This window comes from Streptomyces sp. NPDC107528 (assembly GCF_055639295.1).
Genome location: NZ_JBVKAV010000001.1, coordinates 662,567 through 680,211 on the forward strand (window position 1 = coordinate 662,567; position 17,645 = coordinate 680,211).

Below are 17,645 nucleotides of genomic sequence, written 5' to 3' on the forward strand. Positions count from 1 at the left end.
CCCGCCGGGCCGCGCGTACCCCGCGGGGTCACGCGGCATCCGCCTGAACCCTGGCCCGTACCGCGTCGGCCGGATCCCAGCCCCGGCGCGGTACGGAGGCCAGCAGGAGGCGGGTGTACGGGTCCTCGGGCGCACCGAGGACCCGGTCCGTCGGGCCCTGCTCCACCACCCGGCCACGCCGCATCACCACCGTCTCGTCGGTGATGTGCCGGACGACGGCCAGGTCATGGCTGACGAACACCAGGGCCACCCCCGTGTCCCGCCGGATCTCGCCGAGCAGTTGGAGGATCTGCGCCTGGATCGACACGTCCAGCGCGGCGACCGCCTCGTCCAGGACGAGAACGCGCGGATCGACGGCGAGGGCCCGCGCGATGGCCAGGCGCTGGCACTGACCGCCGGACAACTCGTGCGGGCGCGCCCCGGCCTCCCGGGCGCCGAGGCCCACCTGGTCGAGGAGGGCGGCGATCAGCCGGTCGTCGGCATCGCGGCCGTGCAGCCGCAGGGCGGTGCGCAGGCACTGGCGGGCGGTGAGACGAGGGTCGAGGGAGACGTACGGATCCTGGAAGACCATCTGGATCTCGCGGGCGCGGGCGAGCCGGTAAGCCGCCCGGCTCCTGCTCAGGGACGGCGGGCGCGCGGCACGGTCCCGGCCGTCCACCGTGACGCTGCCGGCATCCGGCCGCACCAGGCCGACCAGCATCCGGGCCACGGTGCTCTTGCCCGACCCGGACTCACCGACCACCCCTAGCGAGCCGCCGCGCGGGACGGTGAAGGAGACCTGCCCGGCGGCGGTGAGGCGGTCGCCGCCGGGCAGACGGTAGGTCTTGGTCAGGCCGTCGGCCACGAGCAGGGACGCCTCGCGCCGGGCCTCGGTGGCCGTCATGCTGTGCTCCTCTTGGTCAGGGACGACGGGACGGTGGCGAGGCCCGGTTCGGTGGGATCCTCGGGCAGGTCGGCGAGCCTTCGGCAGGCGGCGGTCCCACCGCCCGGGACCGCTGCCGGCTCCGGAAGCCAGGTGGTGCACTCCGGCTCGGCATGCGCGCAGCGCGCCGCGAACGGGCAGCCCGTGAACGCGTCGGAGAGGGACGGGGGCCGGCCGGGGATCGGCTGCAACGCCCGTTCGCTGTCGCCGAGTTCGGGGGAGCAGGCGAGCAGGCCGCGGGTGTAGGGATGCCGGGCGTGGGTGAAGAGGCGCTCCGCGTCCTGCTGTTCGACCACGCGGCCGGCGTACATGACGTACACACGGTCGCAGAACGCGGCGGCCAGGTGCAGGTCGTGGGTGATGAACAGCATCCCCAGACCCCGCTCCTCGCGCAGGGTGCGCAGCAGGGCGAGGATCTCCGCCTGCGTCGTGACATCGAGCGCGCTGGTGGACTCGTCGGCCAGCAGCAGCCGCGGCTCGACGGCGAGCGCGCCGGCGATGACCACGCGTTGCAGCATGCCGCCGGACATTTCGTGGGGCCGTTGCCCGAACCGCCGTTCGGGGTCGGACAGGCCAACGGCCCCGAGGAGTTCGACGGCCCTCTCGCGCGCCGCACGTCGGTCGCCCGCACGACCGGTGCGCACAAGCCGTTCGACGAGGAAGTCGCCGATCCGGCGCACCGGGTTGAGGGCGGAGCGCGGGTCCTGGTGGACCATCGCGACCGTGCCGGCCCGGTGTGCGCGCAGCCCGGCCCCGCTCAGGCCGAGCACGTCCGTGCCGTCGACCAGCACGCGGCCGGTGACCGTCGCCTCCTCGGGCGTCAGCCGCAGCACCGCCTTCGCGGTGGTGGACTTGCCCGAGCCGGACTCGCCGACGAGGCCGACGGTCTCCCCGGAGCCGACGCGCAGACTCACGTCGGCGAGCAGCGGCCGCGCCGCACCGGGCAGGCCCAGGGTCAGGTTCTGGATGTCGAGCAGCATCGCGGGCTACCTCCTGGCGCCGAGCCGGTCGGCGGCCCAGACCCCGACCACGTTGAAGGCCACCACGACGGCGGCGATGGCGGTGCCCGGCACCAGCGCGGGCAGCAGGGCGCCCTGGACGATGGCGGCCTGGCCCTCCTGGACCATCAACCCCCAGTCGGAGCTGGGCGGTTGGGAGCCGAACCCCAGATAGCTGAGGGTGGCCAGGCTCATCAGGGCCTCGCCGAACAGCACGACGAGGTACCCGACGAGCGACCGGGCGAGGCCCGGCACCAGATGCCGTACACAGATCCGCAGACCGCCCATGCCCAGTACGCGGTAGGCGTCGACGTACGGCTTGGACCGCTCGGCCAGCGCCACACTGCGGGTGTACTTGGCGATCGTCGGCGCGAAGGCGAGACCCAGGCCCAGGACCGACGTGGTGATGCCCGCGCCGAACACGGCGATGATCAGCACGACGAACAGCAGGCCGGGGAACGCGTACATCACGTCGGTCACCCGTGACACCAGCGTGTCCACCCAGCCGCCGCGCCAGGCTGCGACCGTGCCCAGGGTGACGCCGAGCAGGGCGGCGATGGCCAGCAGCGCGAGCGGGGCGATCAGGCTGGTACGGGCGCCGTACAGGACGCGCGAGAGCAGGTCCTGCCCGGAGGCGTCGGTGCCGAGCAGGTGGTCGCCGGTCGTGCCGACCAGGGAGGACGACAGGTCCACGGCGTCGGGCGCGTACGGCGCGAGCAGCGGGGCGAAGCCGGCGGCCAGGACGACGAGGGCCAGGAAGACGGCCCCGGCGATCACGAGGACGGGCCGGCGGCGGGCGCGCCCGCGGCGGGCCGGGGGCAGCACATCGGCGGATACCGCGGTCATGCGGGGCTCCTCATGGCCTTCAGGCGTGGGTCGAGCAGCGGATGCACGAGGTCCACGAGGGTGGTGACGGCGATGTAGCAGGCGACCATCAGCAGCAGCACCGCCTGGGCGACCGGGAAGTCATGGCTGTTCACCGCGCCGACCAGCAGCGAGCCGATGCCGCTGAGGCCGAAGACGGTCTCGATGGCCACCGTGCCCGCCAGCATGCCCGCGGTGACCAGACCGCACATGGTGACGACCGGGCCCAGCGCGTTGCGCAGAACGTGCCGGCGGATGATCTGACGCTCCGGCAGCCCGGCCGCACGGGCCACCTCCACATGGTCGGCCGAGCCCGCCTCGACCATCGCCTGCCGGGTGACCCGGGAGATGACCGCCACCGCGCCGAGCGCCATCGCGAGGGACGGCAGTGTCAGATGGTGAAGCGTCCCGCCGAAGCCCTCGCCGCTGCCCGTCACCGGGAACCAGCCCAGCCGCACCCCGAAGAAGGCGACGAGTGCGATACCGCCCACGAACGAGGGAACGGAAGCGGTGAGGGTGGTGGTGCCGACGACGGCGGAGTCCACCCAACTGCCGCGCCGGACCGCGGCCAGCACCCCGGCGCCGACCCCCAGGACGACGAACAGGACCGTGGCGTAGCCGACCAGCGCGAGCGTCGTCGGGAAGCGGGACGTCAGCAGGTCGGAGACCTGGTCGCCGTACTGGAAGGAGCGGCCGAGGTCGAGGTGGAGGCAGTCCCACAGCCAGCGGCCGTACTGGGCCACCAGCGGCTCGTCGAGGTGGTACTGCTCCCGCACGGCTGCCAGCCGCTCCGGGGTGAGCTTGTCGCGGCCCCCCGCCAGGAACACGGCGGGGTCGCCGGGAGCTGCGTACACGGCGGCGAAGATGACGAAGGACGAGGCCAGCAGCGTGGCCAGCAGTCCCGCGAGCCGCCGCCCGATCGAGGCGAACATCGGTGCTCAGCCCTTCTTCGCGCCGAGCTTCGCGGCCCAGGGGTAGTAGAGGTACGCCATCGAGGCGGGCGGACCGGTCAGCTCGTCGTCGATGACGAGCGCCGTCGGCACCTGCGCGACGGGAATCCACACGGCCGCGTCGGCGAACTGCCGCTGTACGTCGACCGCGAGAGCGGCGCGCTTGGCGTCGTCCAGCGTGCGCAGACCCTCCTTGAGCTTGGCGTCGTACGCCGGACTCCTGAACCCGACCCAGTTGTTGGAACTGTCCGACAGGCCGTTGTCGTAGAAGCCGAGCGGGTCGCTCTTGGAGATGTACCAGTCGGCCACCAGGACGTCGATGTCGGCGCGGGCTTCCTTGTCGCCGTAGAACTCGCCGTACTGGGCGGCCGGGACGGTCTTGATCCGGCCCTTGAGCCCGATCTGGGTGAGCGCGGCGCGCACGGCGTTGGCGATGACCATGCGGCCCTGGCTGCTGTCGGTGCCGATGACGATGGGCTCGTCGGGCGCCTTCTTGGCGTTCTTCACCAGCGCCTTCGCCTTGGCTAGGTGGTCCGCGTCCGGGCTGGCCGGGGCGTCGGTGAGCTGCTTCTGGGCGGCGGCGAAGGTCTCCTGCTCATAACCCCAGGCACCCGACCCGACCGGAGTGGCCCAGGGTTCGACCAGCCCGCCGTAGCCGGACCTGGCGATGCCCGAGCGGTCCAGGGCGAGGGAGAGAGCCCTGCGGATGTCGGGGTCGGCGAGGCCGCCGCGCTCGGTCGGGATGAGCGCGAGGGCGGAGGTGCTCGGGCCGAAGTACTCGTCGAGGCCCTTCTTGCCGCGCAGGGCGGCCGCGGTGCCTATGTTGTCGGCGTAGGTGCCGTCGGCCGCTCCGGTGGCGAGCGCGTTGACCATGGCGCTGTCGTCGGCCCAGCGGAAGACGACCTTGCCGGTGAGCGGCTTCTCGCCCCAGTAGGAGTCGGCGCGGGTCAGCGTGATCGAGTCGCCGGACTTCCAGCCGGCGACCTCGTACGGTCCGGAACAGGCGTCGCCCCGACCGGGCGTGCCGAACTCCTTGCCGGCCTTCTCCACCTGCTCCCGGTTGTAGACGAGCCCGGCGTCGCCGGCCAGCGCCTTGGTGAACAGGGCGTCGGGCTCCTTGAAGGTGATCGTGATCTCGTCATCGCCGGTCTTGCGCATGGCGGAGACGTTGGCGAACTCGTCCGACTGCTCCATCTCCGGTGCCGCGTGCCGCTTCAGGCTGAACAGGACGTCGTCCGCCGTCATCGTCGAGCCGTCGTGGAAGGTGACGTCGTCGCGCAGGGTGAGGACCAGGTGGGTCGCGTCGGGTCGAGCGGTCTGCCGGGCGAGGAAGGGGCGTACGGACATGTCGGGCTGGAGCTGGTAGAGGCGCTCGCAGACGTTGGTGAGCACGGTGCGGCCCGCGCTGCCGCCCTGGGTGTCGAGGTCCAGGGAGTCCGGCTCGTCCTCCAGCAGCCAGTTCACGGCGGTGACGGGCTCGGCGGCCTGCGGGGTGGTGGACGTGAGTGCGAGGTCGGCGGCGTCGGCGGCCTTGCCGCCGCTCGCGGAGGTGCCGGAGGTGGCGCCACTGCATGCGGCGAGCAGGGCCATCGCTCCGGCGACACCGGCGGCGGTCGTGGCGGTTCTGAGCTTCATTGCGGGGGCTCCTGAGCGGGGAAGGTGAACGGGAGCGGGGGGATGGGCAAATTTGGTGACGGGTCGTCAGTTCGGGGCGTGGGGGCCGTCGTAGAGGTTCCAGGGCAGGTGTTGGTACTCGCGGTCGCACGGGGTGCCGGCGGTGACGTGGTAGTCGCCGGCGGTGAGGTCGACGCAGGAGGAGACGAGGGTCGTCCAGTGCCTGACGGCGGGCTTGCGCGGGTCGGCGTGGGTGCACAGCGACTCCGGGAAACCGAGGTGGTCCGACAGCGCGTCCTTGATCAGCTTGCGCGACTCGTCGGCGCCGCCGGAGTCGCGCAGCCGTCGCAAGCCCTGTTCGGCGCGGGGTACGCGCACCAGGGAGTCGGCGGCGATCGGGCGGTAGCCGTCGGCGAGGGCGGCGGGGATGCCCGCCTGGTAGTGGTTGCCGTGCACCAGGAGCCCGTCGTCGGGGTACAGCCAGCCGTGGCCGGCCGGGGTGGTCTCCAGGTCGATGGCGAAGCCCTCGCGGCAGGTGAGGAGGGCATTGCTGGCGATGTGCGCGCGGGTGCGGCACAGCACGTCCAGTGCGTCGCTGATGTTCGCCTGGTCGAGCACGCTGCGGCGGACCACTGTCTGCGGCAGGCCGACCGCCTCGCCGAACCGTCCGCCGAGGCCGTTGGCGTTGAGCGCGATCCCGGCCGAGTTGGCGCCCTGGCGGCCGATCTGGCCGGCCTCCACCTGCATGATCAGGGTGGGTTCGGGCGGCTGGACGATCCGCAGCATGACGACGGTGTCGGCGACTCCGGCCCGCCAGTCCCAGTTCTGCCCGGCCCACACATGTCCGTCGCCGCTGGCAGGGCCGTACACGGCGAAGGAGGTGCAGCCCTCGGCGGGCTCCTCCTCCTCGCGCATCTGGGAAAAGGACTCGTCGTAGATGACCTCGCCGCGGGCGTTCAGGGCGAGGACGTCGAGCAGGTCCAGGCCGGCGCCGTCCGCGATGCCCTGCATCTCCGCCAGTAGGTGCGGGGCGTGGTCGCCGACCGGTTTCAGCCAGCGGGCGGCCCGGCCGGTCACCTGTCGCCAGGTCAGGCCGGAGGACACCCCGAACGCCTCCGCGTAGTAGCCGAGCGCGATCCCGAGTTGGGGGGCCACGGCCTCGCCGTACTGTCGTCCCCGTACGAGGGGGGTCCCGGAGATCTCGATGACCGGCAAGCTCTGTTTCACGCGGGACTCCTCGGGGACACGTCAGTGCTGTAACGTCTGTTCCGGAATTTCTTCAGCTTGGAACGAGATGTTCAGAGCGTAATGGCCGAAACGGGAGAGTCAATACCTGTAATGAAGAATCCAGAATCCGGTAGTGCGGGACCCGGGGGTCTCACGCGACTGCGGGCCGCCGTCCGCGACACATGGGACGAGCTGTCCGCGTCGGAACGGACCGTCGCCCAGTACCTCGCCAGCGCCCCCGCCGAGCAGCTGATGTTCGCGAGCGCGCAGGAATTGGGCGCCGCCAGCGGCACCAGCAACGCCACCGTCGTACGCGCCCTGCAGCGCCTCGGATACGCCGGCCTGCCCGCGCTCAAGCGGGAACTCGCCGCCGACTTCACCTCCGCGCTCGCCCCCGAGGTGCGGCTCCAGCAGCGCATCGCGCACGTGGGGCGGGACCTGGAAGGCATCTGGAACGACGTCTTCGACGAGACGCAGGAACGCATCGACCAGTGCCGGCGGCTGACCGGCGCCGACGCGCTGAAGCGGGCGGTCGAGGTGCTCGCGGAGGCGCGTGAGGTGTTCTGTTACGGCGTCGCCGCGTGCGAACTGGCCGCCCGGCACCTTGCGTTGTCCCTCGGCCGGATCGGCCGCCGGGCCCGCTTCGTCGGCGAGACCGGCTTCGCCCTCGCCGACCCGCTGCTCACCCTCGGGCAGGGCGATGCCGTCGTCGTCTTCCAGCCGGGGCGCCGCCTCGCCGAACTGAACGTCGTCGTCGAGCGGGCCCGCGCGGTAGGCGCCAGGGTCGTCTTCGTCACCGACGAGCTCGGGGAGGTCTTCGAGGACCGCGTCGACGCCGTCCTCACCGCCCCCCACACCCCGACCGGCAACACCAACGAGGCCCTGACCGGCCTCGTCGTCGCCGACGCCCTCGTCCTCGCCCTGACCACCCTGGACGAGACCCGAGCGGTCGAGCACTCCCACCAGCTGACGGCACTGCGCGAGCAGTTGCTGGCGCAGAAGGAGCCGCGACCACGCAAGACCTGAGACGACTGCGCCGGATCCGGTGCTACGGCCGTAACGGCCCTTACGACGGCCTCACTCGGCACGACGGCCTCACTCGGCCGGAGTGGTCCCCGGATCCGTCAGGGGCTGTTCCGTCCAGATCACCTTGCCCGCCGCCGAGTACCGGGTGCCCCAGCGCTCGGCGAACTGCGCCACCAGGAACAGTCCCCGGCCGCCCTCGTCCGTCGCGGCAGCGCTGCGCAGGTGGGGAGCGGTACTGCTGCCGTCGGAGACCTCGCAGATCAGGGCGCGGTCGCGGATCAGGCGGACGCGGATGGGGCCGGTGGCGTGGCGCAGGGAGTTCGTGACCAGCTCGCTGAGGATCAGCTCGGTCGTGAACGCCTCCTCCGACAGACCCCAGTCGTCCAGCGTCCGGGTGGCCGCCGCCCGGACCCGGGCCACGGCGGAGCGGTCGTCCGGAACGTCCCAGGTCGCCGAGCGATCGGGGCTGAGAATCCGCGTCCGGGCGACGACGAGGGCGATGTCGTCGCGCGGACGTTCCGGCAGCAGGGCCTCCAGCACGGCCTTGCACGTCTCCTCCGGCGTCCGGCCGCCCGTCGGCGGCGTCGCCGCGAGCGCCCCGCGCAGCCGCTCCAGGCCCTCGTCGATGTCCTGCCCCTGGCGCTCGACCAGCCCGTCCGTGTACAGGACCAGCCCGCTGCCCTCGGGCAGCCGCAGCTCGGTCGCCTCGAAGGGCAGGCTGCCGCTCAGACCCAGCGGCGGCCCGCCGACGACGGCCGGGAACTCGACATCGCCGTCGGGGTGGACGAGCGCGGGTTCGAGATGGCCGGCGCGGGCGAGGGTGCACAGCCCGGTGGACGGGTCGTACACGGCGTACAGACAGGTCGCTCCGGTGACCGGCGCGCCCTCGTTGTCGCCGTCGTCCTCGTCCTGGTCGATGCGGGCGACCAACTCGTCCAGATGGCCGAGGAGTTCGTCGGGCGGGAGGTCCAGGGTGGAGAAGTTGTGGACCGCCGTACGGAGCCGTCCCATCGTCGCCGCCGCGTGCAGTCCGTGTCCCACGACGTCCCCCACGACCAGCGCCACCCGCGCCCCCGGCAGCGGGATCACGTCGAACCAGTCCCCGCCGACGCCGCCCTGCGCCGCGTGCGCGGGCAGATAGCGGTAGGCGACGTCCAGGGCGCTCTGGTCGGGCAGCGCCCGGGGCAGCAGGCTGCGCTGGAGCGTGACCGACAGGGTGTGCTCGCGGGTGTAGCGGCGGGCGTTGTCGATGCTGACGGCCGCGCGTGCCACCAGCTCCTCCGCGAGGGACACGTCCTCCTGCTCGAACGGCTCGGGCCGCTCGGCGCGCCAGAAGGTGGCCATGCCCATGATCACGCCGCGGGCGCGCAGCGGGACCGTGAGCATGGTGTGGATGCCGAAGCCGACGATGCGGCGGGCGTTCTCGGGATCCTGCACCTGCCAGCCGGAGAAGGCGGGCATGTCCGCCTCCAGCACGGAAGTGCCGGAACCGAATCCGAACGCCTGCGGCGTGCCCTCGCGGAAGTGGATCAGCTTGCCGATCGGATAGAGCGGGCTGTCTTCCCGTGCGCCCCGGAAGGCGACCCGGCGCATGTCCGCGCGACCCTCCTTCGGCTCCTCGCCCCGCAGCACCGGATCCGCCAGGTCGACGCTGACGAAGTCCGCGAACCGCGGCACCGCGAAGTCGGCCAGCTCCTGCGAGGTGCGGGTGACATCGAGGGTGGTGCCGATCTCCAGACCCGCGTCGTACAGCAGCTTCAGCCGCTCCTGCGCCACGTCCGCCCTGCCGGTCAGCGTCCGCAGCTCGGTGGTGTCCCGCAGGGTGGCCACGCTGCCCGGCGGACCGCCGTCCTGGTCGGTCGACCGCTGACTGACGGCCAGCAGCCGGCCCCGGGCCAGGTGCACCTCGTCGGTGGCGTCCCGCCCGGACGTGAACAGCCCGGCGAGGTCGCGCGCGATGCCCAGGTCGGGGCAGGGCCGCCCCTCCGCGTCCGCGGGCAACCCGAGCAGCCGGCGCGCCTCGTCGTTCGCCAGCGCCAGCCGGCGGCGGCCGTCCATGATCAGGACGCCCTCCCGTACGGAGTGCAGGACGGCGTCGTGATGCTCGTACATCCGCGTCATCTCGACCGGCCCCAGCCCGTGCGTCTGGCGCAGCAGCCGCCGGCTGACCAGCGCGGTGCCGCCGGTGGCCAGGACGAGCGCGGCCGCCGCTGAGCCGATCAGCACCGGCAGCTGGTTGTCGACGACCCCGCCCACGCTGGCCAGCGTCACCCCGGCCGACACCAGCCCGACGACCTTGTCGCCGCCGTCGGTCACGGGGACCACCGCCCGCACGGACGGCCCCAGAGTCCCGGTGTACGTCTCGCGTACGACCCCGCCCGCCGCGGCCGGTGCGATGGTGCCGACGAAGTGCTTGCCGATCCGGTCGGGGTTGGGGTGGGTGTAGCGGATCCCGTCGGTGCTCATCACGACGATGAAGTCCACGTCGGTCGCCTCGCGCGCCGCCTCGGCACGCGGCTGGAGCGCGGCGCTCGGATCCGGATCCGCCAGGGCGTCCACGACACCCGGCGCGTGCGCGAAGGACTCGGCCACGGCGAGGGACCGGTTGCCGGCCTCCCGTCGGGTGTCGGTGCGGACCTGCAGCACCAGTGCCACGACGGCGGCGACGACGAGGAGCACGACGATCGCCGCCTGCAGCACGAAGACCTGCCGGGCGACGGTAGCCGCGCTCACCAGCGACCGCAGGCGGCCGGGGAAGGCGGCCATGCCTCATTTCTAACACCGATGGACGGGGCGGGCACGGGTTCGGTCGGGAGGAGGAGGGCGGGAGGAGGGCCCGGACGGGGTGCCGGGTAGTGCTGTCGCTCGGGTGCGGCGTCGGTTGCGGTCAGTCGCGCAGTTGCCCGCGCCCTGCGTGCTACGGCGAGCAGGAACCGACCCGTCCGGTGTCGGGCACCTCGCGGTCGGCGGGTGTGACGGCCGGGGCCGGCATGCGGAGCAGCAGCAGTGCCGCGTCGTCGTGGAGCCGGCCGCCCACATGGTCGAGCAGCTCGTCGTGGAGGGCGGTGACGGTGTGTGCGGGCTGGTCGCACGTGTGCCGTGCCAGCCCGTCGGCGAGCGGGTAGAACTCCCGCTCGTGGTCGCGGGCCTCGGTGACGCCGTCGGTGTAGAGCAGCAGCTGGTCCCCGTCGGCGAAGGGCAGCACCTGCAGCGCCGGCGTCTCGCCCGAGAGGGTGCGCAGCCCGAGGGGCGGGGCCGGACGGTCCGGGTCGACCGGCACGACGACGGAGTCGCGCACCAGCAGCGGCGGCGCGTGACCGCAGTTGACCACCTCCAGCTGCCCCTCCCGGGGGTACCCGGCGACCACGGCGGTGACGAAGTCGTCGCTGCCCAGGTTGCGCGCCAGGCTCCGCTCGATGCGTGCGACGACGGCGAGGAGATCGGGCTCGTCGTAGGCGGCCTCGCGGAACACGCCGAGCACCAGAGCCGCGGTCCCCACCGCGGGCAGCCCCTTGCCGCGCACGTCGCCGACGATCATCCGGACCCCGTACGGCGTGGACACGAGCGCGTAGAGGTCGCCGCCGATCCGGGCCTCCGCCGCGGCGGCGCTGTAGCGGACGGCGACCTGGAACGGCCCGACCGTCGCCGGTACGGGCTGCAGCAGCGCGTGCTGGGCGGCCTCGGCGACGGAACGCACGGCGGCGAGCACCCGCTCGCGCCGCCCGCGCAGCGCGCTGGCGAGGCTCCCGGCCAGGGTGACGGCCATCAGGGCGGCCAGCACGACGGCCAGCTCGCGGGCGCCGGCGTCGTCACGGATGCCGAGGATCGCGCCCAGGGCGGCGGCGAGAAGCCCCACCCACAGGACTCCGCGCGGCCCGTTGGTGGTGGCCGCGAGCGCGGGACCCACGGCGAGCAGCGGCAGCCAGGTCATCCCCGAGCCGCAGACGAGATCGACGAGGACGATCGCGGAGACGATCAGTATGGGCAGTACGGGCGTAGCGGCGACCAGTCGCCTCGGCCAGTGGTAGCGACCGTGGTGCGGGGCCTGGCTCATGTCTTGTGGGATGTCCTCACCTGTGAGTGGGGGGCGCTTCCGGAGGTTATGTCCGGTTTATTCAGGAAAACGGTTCGACCCCGGATGGGACAAGGACACGGATTTCAGATAGTGAGCGAGAGGCCCCGGGTCACGCGGCTCGCGGTCGGGAGCAGGCGCGCTCGGACCTCCTCCAGACGGGCCCGCGTCTCCTCCAGCCGGAAGCGCCGGTCGGCCCGCAGCGACACCCCGAGCGAGCCGAGGGTGCCCCCGCTGTAGACGGGCACCGCGACGCAGACCGTGCCCAGCGCGTACTCCTCCAGGTCCGTGACCGCCGGGGCCAGGGGCTCGGAGTCGAGCCGCCGGATGAGCTCCGGAGGGTCGGTGATGGTGCTGGGCGTGAGGTCCGCGAGCCGGTGCCGGGACAGGTAGTCCTTGCGTGACTCCTCGTCCAGCTCGCGCAGCACGGACTTGCCCAGCGCGGTGGCGTGCCCCGCGTCCTCGAACCCCACCCAGAGATCGACCCGGGGAGCGCGGGGGCCGTCCACGATCTCGGCGACCCGGATCTCGCCGTCCTCGTAGAAGGTGAGGTACGCGGCGGTCGACAGCTCGTCCCGCAGTGCGGCGAGCGTCGGGCGTATCCGGCTGAGCAGCGCCTGGCCCCGGCCCGAGGTGTGCAGGGTGCCGATCTTGTCGCCCAGGATGAACCCGCCGTCGTCGAGCTTGCGCACGTATCCGTCGTGGACCAGCGTCCGCAGCAGGTGATACGCCGTGGCCAGGGGCAGGCCCGTCTCCCGTGCCAGTTGCTTCGCCGGCGCGCCGTTCTCATGCGCGCTCATCGCCTCCAGCAGGCGGAAGGCGCGCTGTACGGAGCCGATGAGCGTGGGGCCGTCCTGAGCACCCATAGGAACAGCGTGCGCCGGGCGCCCGGCGCGGGCAAGGCGGGCCCGCCCCCGCAAGGCCGGACCGGCTCGGCCTACAGCACTCGCGCCACGAGAAGAGCCACGTCGTCGTGGTCGTCGGGGTGGCGCAGGCCGTACAGCAGGAGGTCGCAGGTCTCCTCCAGCGGCCGGCGGGGTTCGTCCAGGAAGCCGAGGAGGACGCTCAGGCGGTCGTCGATGGGGTGGAGCCGGGTCTCGACGAGGCCGTCGGTGTAGAGGACCAGCAGATCGCCGGGGCTCAGTTCGACCGTGGTGGTCTCGAACGGGATGCCGCCGACCCCGAGCGGGGCGCCGGCCGGCAGTTCGAGCAGCTCAGGGGCGCGGCCGGGGCGGGCCAGCGCGGGCGGCATGTGGCCGGCGTTGGCGATGTGGCACTGCCCGGTGCGGGGGTCGTACACCGCGTACAGGCAGGTGACGATGTAGTGCTCCAGATCGCAGGTGATCTTGTCCAGGTGCTGGAGCACGGAGCCGGGCTCCAGGTCCAGGTCGGCATAGGCACAGGTGGCGGTGCGCAGCCGGCCCATGGTGGCGGCGGCGTCGATGCCGTTGCCCATGACGTCGCCGACGACCAGCGCCGTCTTGTCGTCCTCCAGCGGGATGACGTCGTACCAGTCGCCGCCGACCTCGCTGGTGGCCTGGGCGGGCTGGTAGCGGGAGGCGAGCTCCAGACCCGTGTGGTGCGGCGCGTGGTCGGGCAGCAGGCTGCGCTGAAGGGTCAGGGCGGTGTTGCGCACGCTCTGGAACCAGCGGGCGTTGTCGATGGCCACGGCGGCCCTGCTGGCCAGCTCACTGGCCAGGACGACGTCGTCCTGGTCGAACGGCACCGGATTGCGGGTGCGCTTGAGGTCGAGGGCGCCGAGCACCTCGCCGTGCGCGATCAACGGCACGGCCAGATAGGAGTGGACGCCCGCCCGCGCCAGCAGCGCGGTGGCCTCGGCGTCCTTGGCGATACGCGGCAGATCCTGCTCGCCGACATGGCGTACGAGGATCGGCCGGCCGGTGTGCACGCACAGGGTGACCAGCCGGTCGCCTTCGTACGCGGCGAGGTCACCGGGCGCATCGGCGGCGCGCAGCGCCACGCTCGGGTAGGCCGCCTTCAGCGCGAGCGCGCGGAACAGCTCCGGGCCGTTGTCCGGCTTGCGGTTGCGCCGGCAGGCCAGCGCGGAGTCCAGGACGTCCACGGCGACCACGTCGGCCAGCTCGGGAGTGGCGACCTCCGCCAGCTCGTGAGCGGTCCGGTCCACCTCCAGCGAGGTGCCGACCCGGGTGGAGGCGTCGGCGATCAGCGCCAGCCGCCGCCGGGCCCGGTCGGCCTCCGCGGCCGCCCGGTGCCGCTCGGTGACGTCGACGAACGAGATGGCCGCACCCAGGATCCGCCCGCCCGGGTCCTCCAGCCGATAGAACGACAGCGACCAGGCGTGCTCAGTCTCGGGGTCCGCCGGCGGACGGCCCACGTGGTACTGGTCGAGCAGCGGGGTGCCGGTGGTGAGCACCTGGCGCAGACAGGACTCGATCGTGTCGATGTCGGGCAGCGGCAGGGTCTCCCGCAGCCGGCGGCCGACGTGGTCCTCGGCCGGGGTGGCGTCGATACGCTCCAGTGCCGGGTTGACCAGCAGATAGCGCAGGTCCGGGTCCAGGGACGCGATCCCGATCGGGGACTGGTTGATCAGCCGCTCGCACAGCGCCAGATCGGTCTCGACGCGCTGGAGCAGGGAGTGGTCGGCCGCTATGCCCAGGGCGTAGACGTCACCGAGATCGTCCAGCAGCCGCATGTTGCGGAACTCCGTCAGCCGGGTGCTGCCGTCCTTGTGCCGTACGGGGAAGGTGCCGGCCCAGCTCCGGCCCGTCTCCAGCACCTCCGTGAACAGCTGCGTCACGGCCGGCAGCTGCTCGGGGTGGATGAACAGGCGCGTCGCATGGGTGCCGAGGGCCTCGTCGGCGGTGTAGCCGAAGAGCTCCTCGGCCTGCGGGGTCCAGAACACCACGCGCCCGTCGGCGTCGACGACCACCGCGGCCACGCTCAGCACATCGAGCAGGCCGGTCGGCCGGGGCGGCTCCGGTGCGTACCCGCCTCCCGCGGACTCGAAGGATCCAGCTGCCATCCCAGCTCCTCCTTCACCGGCCGGCACGGCCTGCCGACCTCGGCCACGGTCGGGTACCACGATTGGCGCGACTGGCACCTCCATGCTCTCTCCGGCCCCTCGGCCCTGCCCGGTGAGCGGCCGCCGCCGAGTCGCCCGCGAGTCGCCCGCGACCGCCCGCACGTCCGCGGAACGGGGCCGGGGCCGTCGGCCCGTGCAGATCGGGCGGACTAGCAGGAACATGGTCGTGTAGAGGACGGGACCCATGGACGCTGCGTGAGGACCCATGGATGCTGCGCGAGAAGAACCGGAGGCGCCCACGTCCGAAGGACCGAGCGCTCTGTTCGACGCGTCCACCGACGCGGCGGCGGTGCTGTCCGGACACGGTGTCGTGATCGGCTGGACCCGGGCAGCGGAGGAGCTCCTCGGCCACCCCGCCTCGGACGTCGTCGGTTCCCCCGCCGCGCGGCTGCTGGCGGTACCGAGTGATCCGGTCCGGGCGGCCGGCGTCGCCGAGCGCTGCCGGGCCGGCATGGGATGGAACGGTCTCATTCCGCTACGGCACCGTGACGGCCGCCGTGTCGATGTGGACCTGCGGGTCTCCGCGTCGTTCCGCATCGGAGCGGACGAGTGCTTTCTGGTCTCGGCACGGGAGTTGCGGCAGCAGTGGGCGGTGGGCCAGTCCATCCTCGACGGATTCCTGACCCGCTCACCGGTCGGCATGGCCGTGATGGACACCGACCTGCGCTACGTCTGGCTCAACGACACCCTGGAACGCTTCGGCGGTGTCCCTCGCGAGCAGCGCCTCGGCCGTCGGCTGAGCGAACTGCTGCCCGGGCTCCAGGCGGAGACCATCGAGGGCCGGATGCACAAGGTCCTGGAAACCGGCCTGCCCGTCACCGACTACGAGTACGTGGGATGGAGTTGGGCCGACCCGCACCGCCAGCACGCCTACTCCACCTCCTTCTTTCCCCTCGTGGATCCCGACAACTCGATCACCGGCGTCTGCTACATGGTCTTGGACGTCACCGAGCGGTGGAACGCACGCCAGCTGTTGTCGCTGGTCAACGAGGCCGGGACGCGAATCGGCACGACGCTGGACGTGCTGTGGACGGCACAGGAACTGGCCGACTTCGCCGTGCCGCGCTTCGCGGACTTCGTCGTCGTGGACCTCCTGGAGCCGGTGCTCAGCACCGAGGGGCACGGCACGTGGCTGACCGACGCCGGCCCGGCCCCCGCCAAGCCGGTGATGCGCCGGGCCGGCATGAGCTCGGTGCGCAAGGGCTGCCCGGAGGCCGTGGCGCGGGTGGGGGAGCGGGTGGACTTCGTCCCGCCGCCGCACGACGCGCATCTGCTCATCGACGGCGGGCCGATCCTCATCCCGGTCCTCGATCCCTCCGACGAACTGTGGACATCCGAGCAACCCGCGCGAGCGGCCAGCATCCGCGAGTTCGGCCTGCACTCCCTCATCTCGGCGCCGATGCGGGCACGGAACACCACCCTGGGCCTCACCACCTTCATACGGTCGCGCAATCCCGTCTCGTTCCAGCCCGACGACGTCCTCGTCGCCCAGGAACTGGTGGCCCGCGCGGCCCTGTGCGTCGACAACGCCCGCCGCTACACCCGGGAACACACGGCCGCGGTCACCCTGCAACGCAGCCTGCTGCCCCAGGCCCTGACGGGTGGTACGGCACTGGAGGTCGCCTCCTCCTATCTGCCGGCGGACCCGAGCGGCGGGGTCGGCGGGGACTGGTTCGACGTGATCCCGCTGTCCGGGGCCCGGGTGGGCCTCGTCGTCGGCGACGTCGTCGGCCACGGCATCACCGCGGCGGCCACCATGGGCCGGCTGCGCACGGCGGTACAGACCCTCGCCGACATGGAGATGCCCCCCGACGAATTGCTGGCCCACCTCGACGACCTCGTGCTGCGTCTCAGCGAGGAGCGGCCCGAGGGCGACACGGCCGGGGCGGCCCACCAGGGCACGACCGGCTTCCTAGGCGCGACCTGCCTGTACGCCGTGTACGACCCCGTCACCCGACGCTGCACGATGGCCCGGGCAGGACACCCACCGCCGATCGTCATCGCACCCGACGGGCAGGTCTCCTACCCGGAGCCCCCTGCCGGGCCCCCGCTCGGGCTGGGCGGCATGGCCTTCGAGGCCGGCGAGATCGAACTCGCTGAGAACAGCCTGCTGGGCCTCTATACCGACGGCCTCGTCGCGGACGCCGACCGCGACATGGAACGCGGCATGTCCCGGCTCGGCGACCTGCTGTCCCGGCGGGACCTCGACCTCGACACGCTGTGCTCGTCCGCGGTGCGGGAACTCGTGCCCGCGCCGCAGCCCGACGACATCGCCCTCCTCCTTGCGCGCACCCACGCTCTGGGCGCCGAGCACGTCGTCTCATGGGACGTGCCCGTCGACCCGGCCGCCGTCGCCGACCTCCGGGCCCGGGCGACCCGCCAGGTCACGGACTGGGGCTTCGCGGAACTGGCCATGACGACCGAGCTGATCGTGAGCGAGCTGGTCACCAACGCCATCCGCTACGCCGAACCCCCCATCCGCCTACGCCTCCTCCGCGACACCCGCCTGACCTGCGAGGTGGCCGACGGCAGCAGCACCGCCCCACGCCTGCGGCACGCCCGCAGCATGGACGAGGGCGGCCGCGGCCTGTTCCTGGTGGCCCAACTCGCCCATCGCTGGGGCGCCCGCTACACGGCCGCCGGAAAGATCATCTGGGCCGAACAGGAGATCCCCTGACCGCCCCCGCCTCCTCCTCCCGGACAGCGGTGTGCCGGGCCCGAGCAAACGGGCCCGGCACTTCAACCGACGTGCGCATCCCCTGAGGGACCGGGATTCACTCCCTCGTCGCCGCCATCACCACCCGTGCTGCTCCTTCTCGTGACCGGAGTGCTTGGGCTTGCTGGGGTGCTTGGGGTGATCCGGCTTGGCCGGGTGGGCGGGCTTGGCCGGGTAGGCGGGCTTCATCGG

General features: G+C 72.6%; 12 protein-coding genes. 2 read left to right on the forward strand and 10 right to left on the reverse strand.

Features of this window, described 5'->3' with window-relative positions:
• Window positions 1-28: 28 nt before the first annotated feature.
• The 6 genes from ACZ7L5_RS03235 to ACZ7L5_RS03260 all read right to left on the reverse strand — a co-directional run bounded on the left by ACZ7L5_RS03235 (window position 29) and on the right by ACZ7L5_RS03260 (window position 6,575).
• Window positions 29-883: an ABC transporter ATP-binding protein gene (locus ACZ7L5_RS03235; RefSeq protein ID WP_471513943.1), complete on the reverse strand. Its 855-nt coding sequence runs from the start codon at window positions 881-883 to the stop codon at window positions 29-31.
• Window positions 880-1,902, reverse strand: a complete 1,023-nt coding sequence (locus ACZ7L5_RS03240; RefSeq protein WP_471513945.1) for an ABC transporter ATP-binding protein — start codon at window positions 1,900-1,902, stop codon at window positions 880-882. Before ACZ7L5_RS03240 ends, ACZ7L5_RS03235 begins: the two co-directional genes overlap by 4 nt.
• 6 nt (window positions 1,903-1,908) lie before the next feature.
• The gene (locus tag ACZ7L5_RS03245) at window positions 1,909-2,766 is read right to left on the reverse strand and encodes an ABC transporter permease (protein ID WP_471513947.1); all 858 of its coding nucleotides are present in this window, start codon (window positions 2,764-2,766) and stop codon (window positions 1,909-1,911) included.
• A complete protein-coding gene (locus ACZ7L5_RS03250) occupies window positions 2,763-3,716 on the reverse strand; it encodes an ABC transporter permease (protein WP_471513949.1) in 954 nt (317 codons plus the stop codon). Before ACZ7L5_RS03250 ends, ACZ7L5_RS03245 begins: the two co-directional genes overlap by 4 nt.
• Before the next feature lie 6 nt (window positions 3,717-3,722).
• A complete protein-coding gene (locus ACZ7L5_RS03255) occupies window positions 3,723-5,369 on the reverse strand; it encodes an ABC transporter substrate-binding protein (RefSeq protein ID WP_471513951.1) in 1,647 nt (548 codons plus the stop codon).
• 66 nt (window positions 5,370-5,435) lie between these two features.
• The gene (locus ACZ7L5_RS03260) at window positions 5,436-6,575 is read right to left on the reverse strand and encodes a C45 family autoproteolytic acyltransferase/hydolase (protein WP_471513953.1); all 1,140 of its coding nucleotides are present in this window, start codon (window positions 6,573-6,575) and stop codon (window positions 5,436-5,438) included.
• A gap of 111 nt (window positions 6,576-6,686) precedes the next feature.
• On the opposite strand from ACZ7L5_RS03260, the gene ACZ7L5_RS03265 reads away from it, so the two are divergent.
• Complete coding sequence (locus tag ACZ7L5_RS03265) at window positions 6,687-7,601, forward strand: MurR/RpiR family transcriptional regulator (RefSeq protein WP_471513955.1); 915 nt, start codon at window positions 6,687-6,689, stop codon at window positions 7,599-7,601.
• Between the two features lie 69 nt (window positions 7,602-7,670).
• Here ACZ7L5_RS03265 and ACZ7L5_RS03270 read toward each other — a convergent pair whose 3' ends face one another.
• The 4 genes from ACZ7L5_RS03270 to ACZ7L5_RS03285 form a co-directional block, all read right to left on the reverse strand.
• Window positions 7,671-10,367 carry a SpoIIE family protein phosphatase gene (locus tag ACZ7L5_RS03270; RefSeq protein ID WP_471513957.1) on the reverse strand — a complete coding sequence of 899 codons (2,697 nt, stop codon included), beginning with the start codon at window positions 10,365-10,367 and terminating at the stop codon, window positions 7,671-7,673.
• 151 nt (window positions 10,368-10,518) lie between these two features.
• Window positions 10,519-11,655: a PP2C family protein-serine/threonine phosphatase gene (locus tag ACZ7L5_RS03275; protein ID WP_471513959.1), complete on the reverse strand. Its 1,137-nt coding sequence runs from the start codon at window positions 11,653-11,655 to the stop codon at window positions 10,519-10,521.
• Window positions 11,656-11,759: 104 nt separating this feature from the next.
• Window positions 11,760-12,539, reverse strand: a complete 780-nt coding sequence (locus ACZ7L5_RS03280) for an IclR family transcriptional regulator (protein WP_328878345.1) — start codon at window positions 12,537-12,539, stop codon at window positions 11,760-11,762.
• Between the two features lie 71 nt (window positions 12,540-12,610).
• The gene (locus tag ACZ7L5_RS03285) at window positions 12,611-14,677 is read right to left on the reverse strand and encodes a SpoIIE family protein phosphatase (protein WP_471513961.1); all 2,067 of its coding nucleotides are present in this window, start codon (window positions 14,675-14,677) and stop codon (window positions 12,611-12,613) included.
• A 265-nt stretch (window positions 14,678-14,942) separates the two neighbouring features.
• Here ACZ7L5_RS03285 and ACZ7L5_RS03290 point away from each other — a divergent pair, with 265 nt between their 5' ends.
• Entirely contained in the window at window positions 14,943-17,414 is a 2,472-nt protein-coding gene (locus ACZ7L5_RS03290) for a SpoIIE family protein phosphatase (RefSeq protein WP_471513962.1), read from the forward strand.
• The last annotated feature ends 231 nt before the right edge of the window (window positions 17,415-17,645 follow it).

Bases quoted from the DNA above. Each gene is read 5' to 3' on its own strand.
- ACZ7L5_RS03235 (WP_471513943.1), bottom strand. From the start codon at position 883: ATGACGGCCACCGAGGCCCGGCGCGAGGCGTCCCTGCTCGTGGCCGAC.
- ACZ7L5_RS03240 (WP_471513945.1), bottom strand. From the start codon at position 1,902: ATGCTGCTCGACATCCAGAACCTGACCCTGGGCCTGCCCGGTGCGGCG.
- ACZ7L5_RS03245 (WP_471513947.1), bottom strand. From the start codon at position 2,766: ATGACCGCGGTATCCGCCGATGTGCTGCCCCCGGCCCGCCGCGGGCGC.
- ACZ7L5_RS03250 (WP_471513949.1), bottom strand. From the start codon at position 3,716: ATGTTCGCCTCGATCGGGCGGCGGCTCGCGGGACTGCTGGCCACGCTG.
- ACZ7L5_RS03255 (WP_471513951.1), bottom strand. From the start codon at position 5,369: ATGAAGCTCAGAACCGCCACGACCGCCGCCGGTGTCGCCGGAGCGATG.
- ACZ7L5_RS03265 (WP_471513955.1), top strand. From the start codon at position 6,687: ATGAAGAATCCAGAATCCGGTAGTGCGGGACCCGGGGGTCTCACGCGA.
- ACZ7L5_RS03270 (WP_471513957.1), bottom strand. From the start codon at position 10,367: ATGGCCGCCTTCCCCGGCCGCCTGCGGTCGCTGGTGAGCGCGGCTACC.
- ACZ7L5_RS03275 (WP_471513959.1), bottom strand. From the start codon at position 11,655: ATGAGCCAGGCCCCGCACCACGGTCGCTACCACTGGCCGAGGCGACTG.
- ACZ7L5_RS03280 (WP_328878345.1), bottom strand. From the start codon at position 12,539: ATGGGTGCTCAGGACGGCCCCACGCTCATCGGCTCCGTACAGCGCGCC.
- ACZ7L5_RS03285 (WP_471513961.1), bottom strand. From the start codon at position 14,677: ATGGCAGCTGGATCCTTCGAGTCCGCGGGAGGCGGGTACGCACCGGAG.
- ACZ7L5_RS03290 (WP_471513962.1), top strand. From the start codon at position 14,943: ATGGATGCTGCGCGAGAAGAACCGGAGGCGCCCACGTCCGAAGGACCG.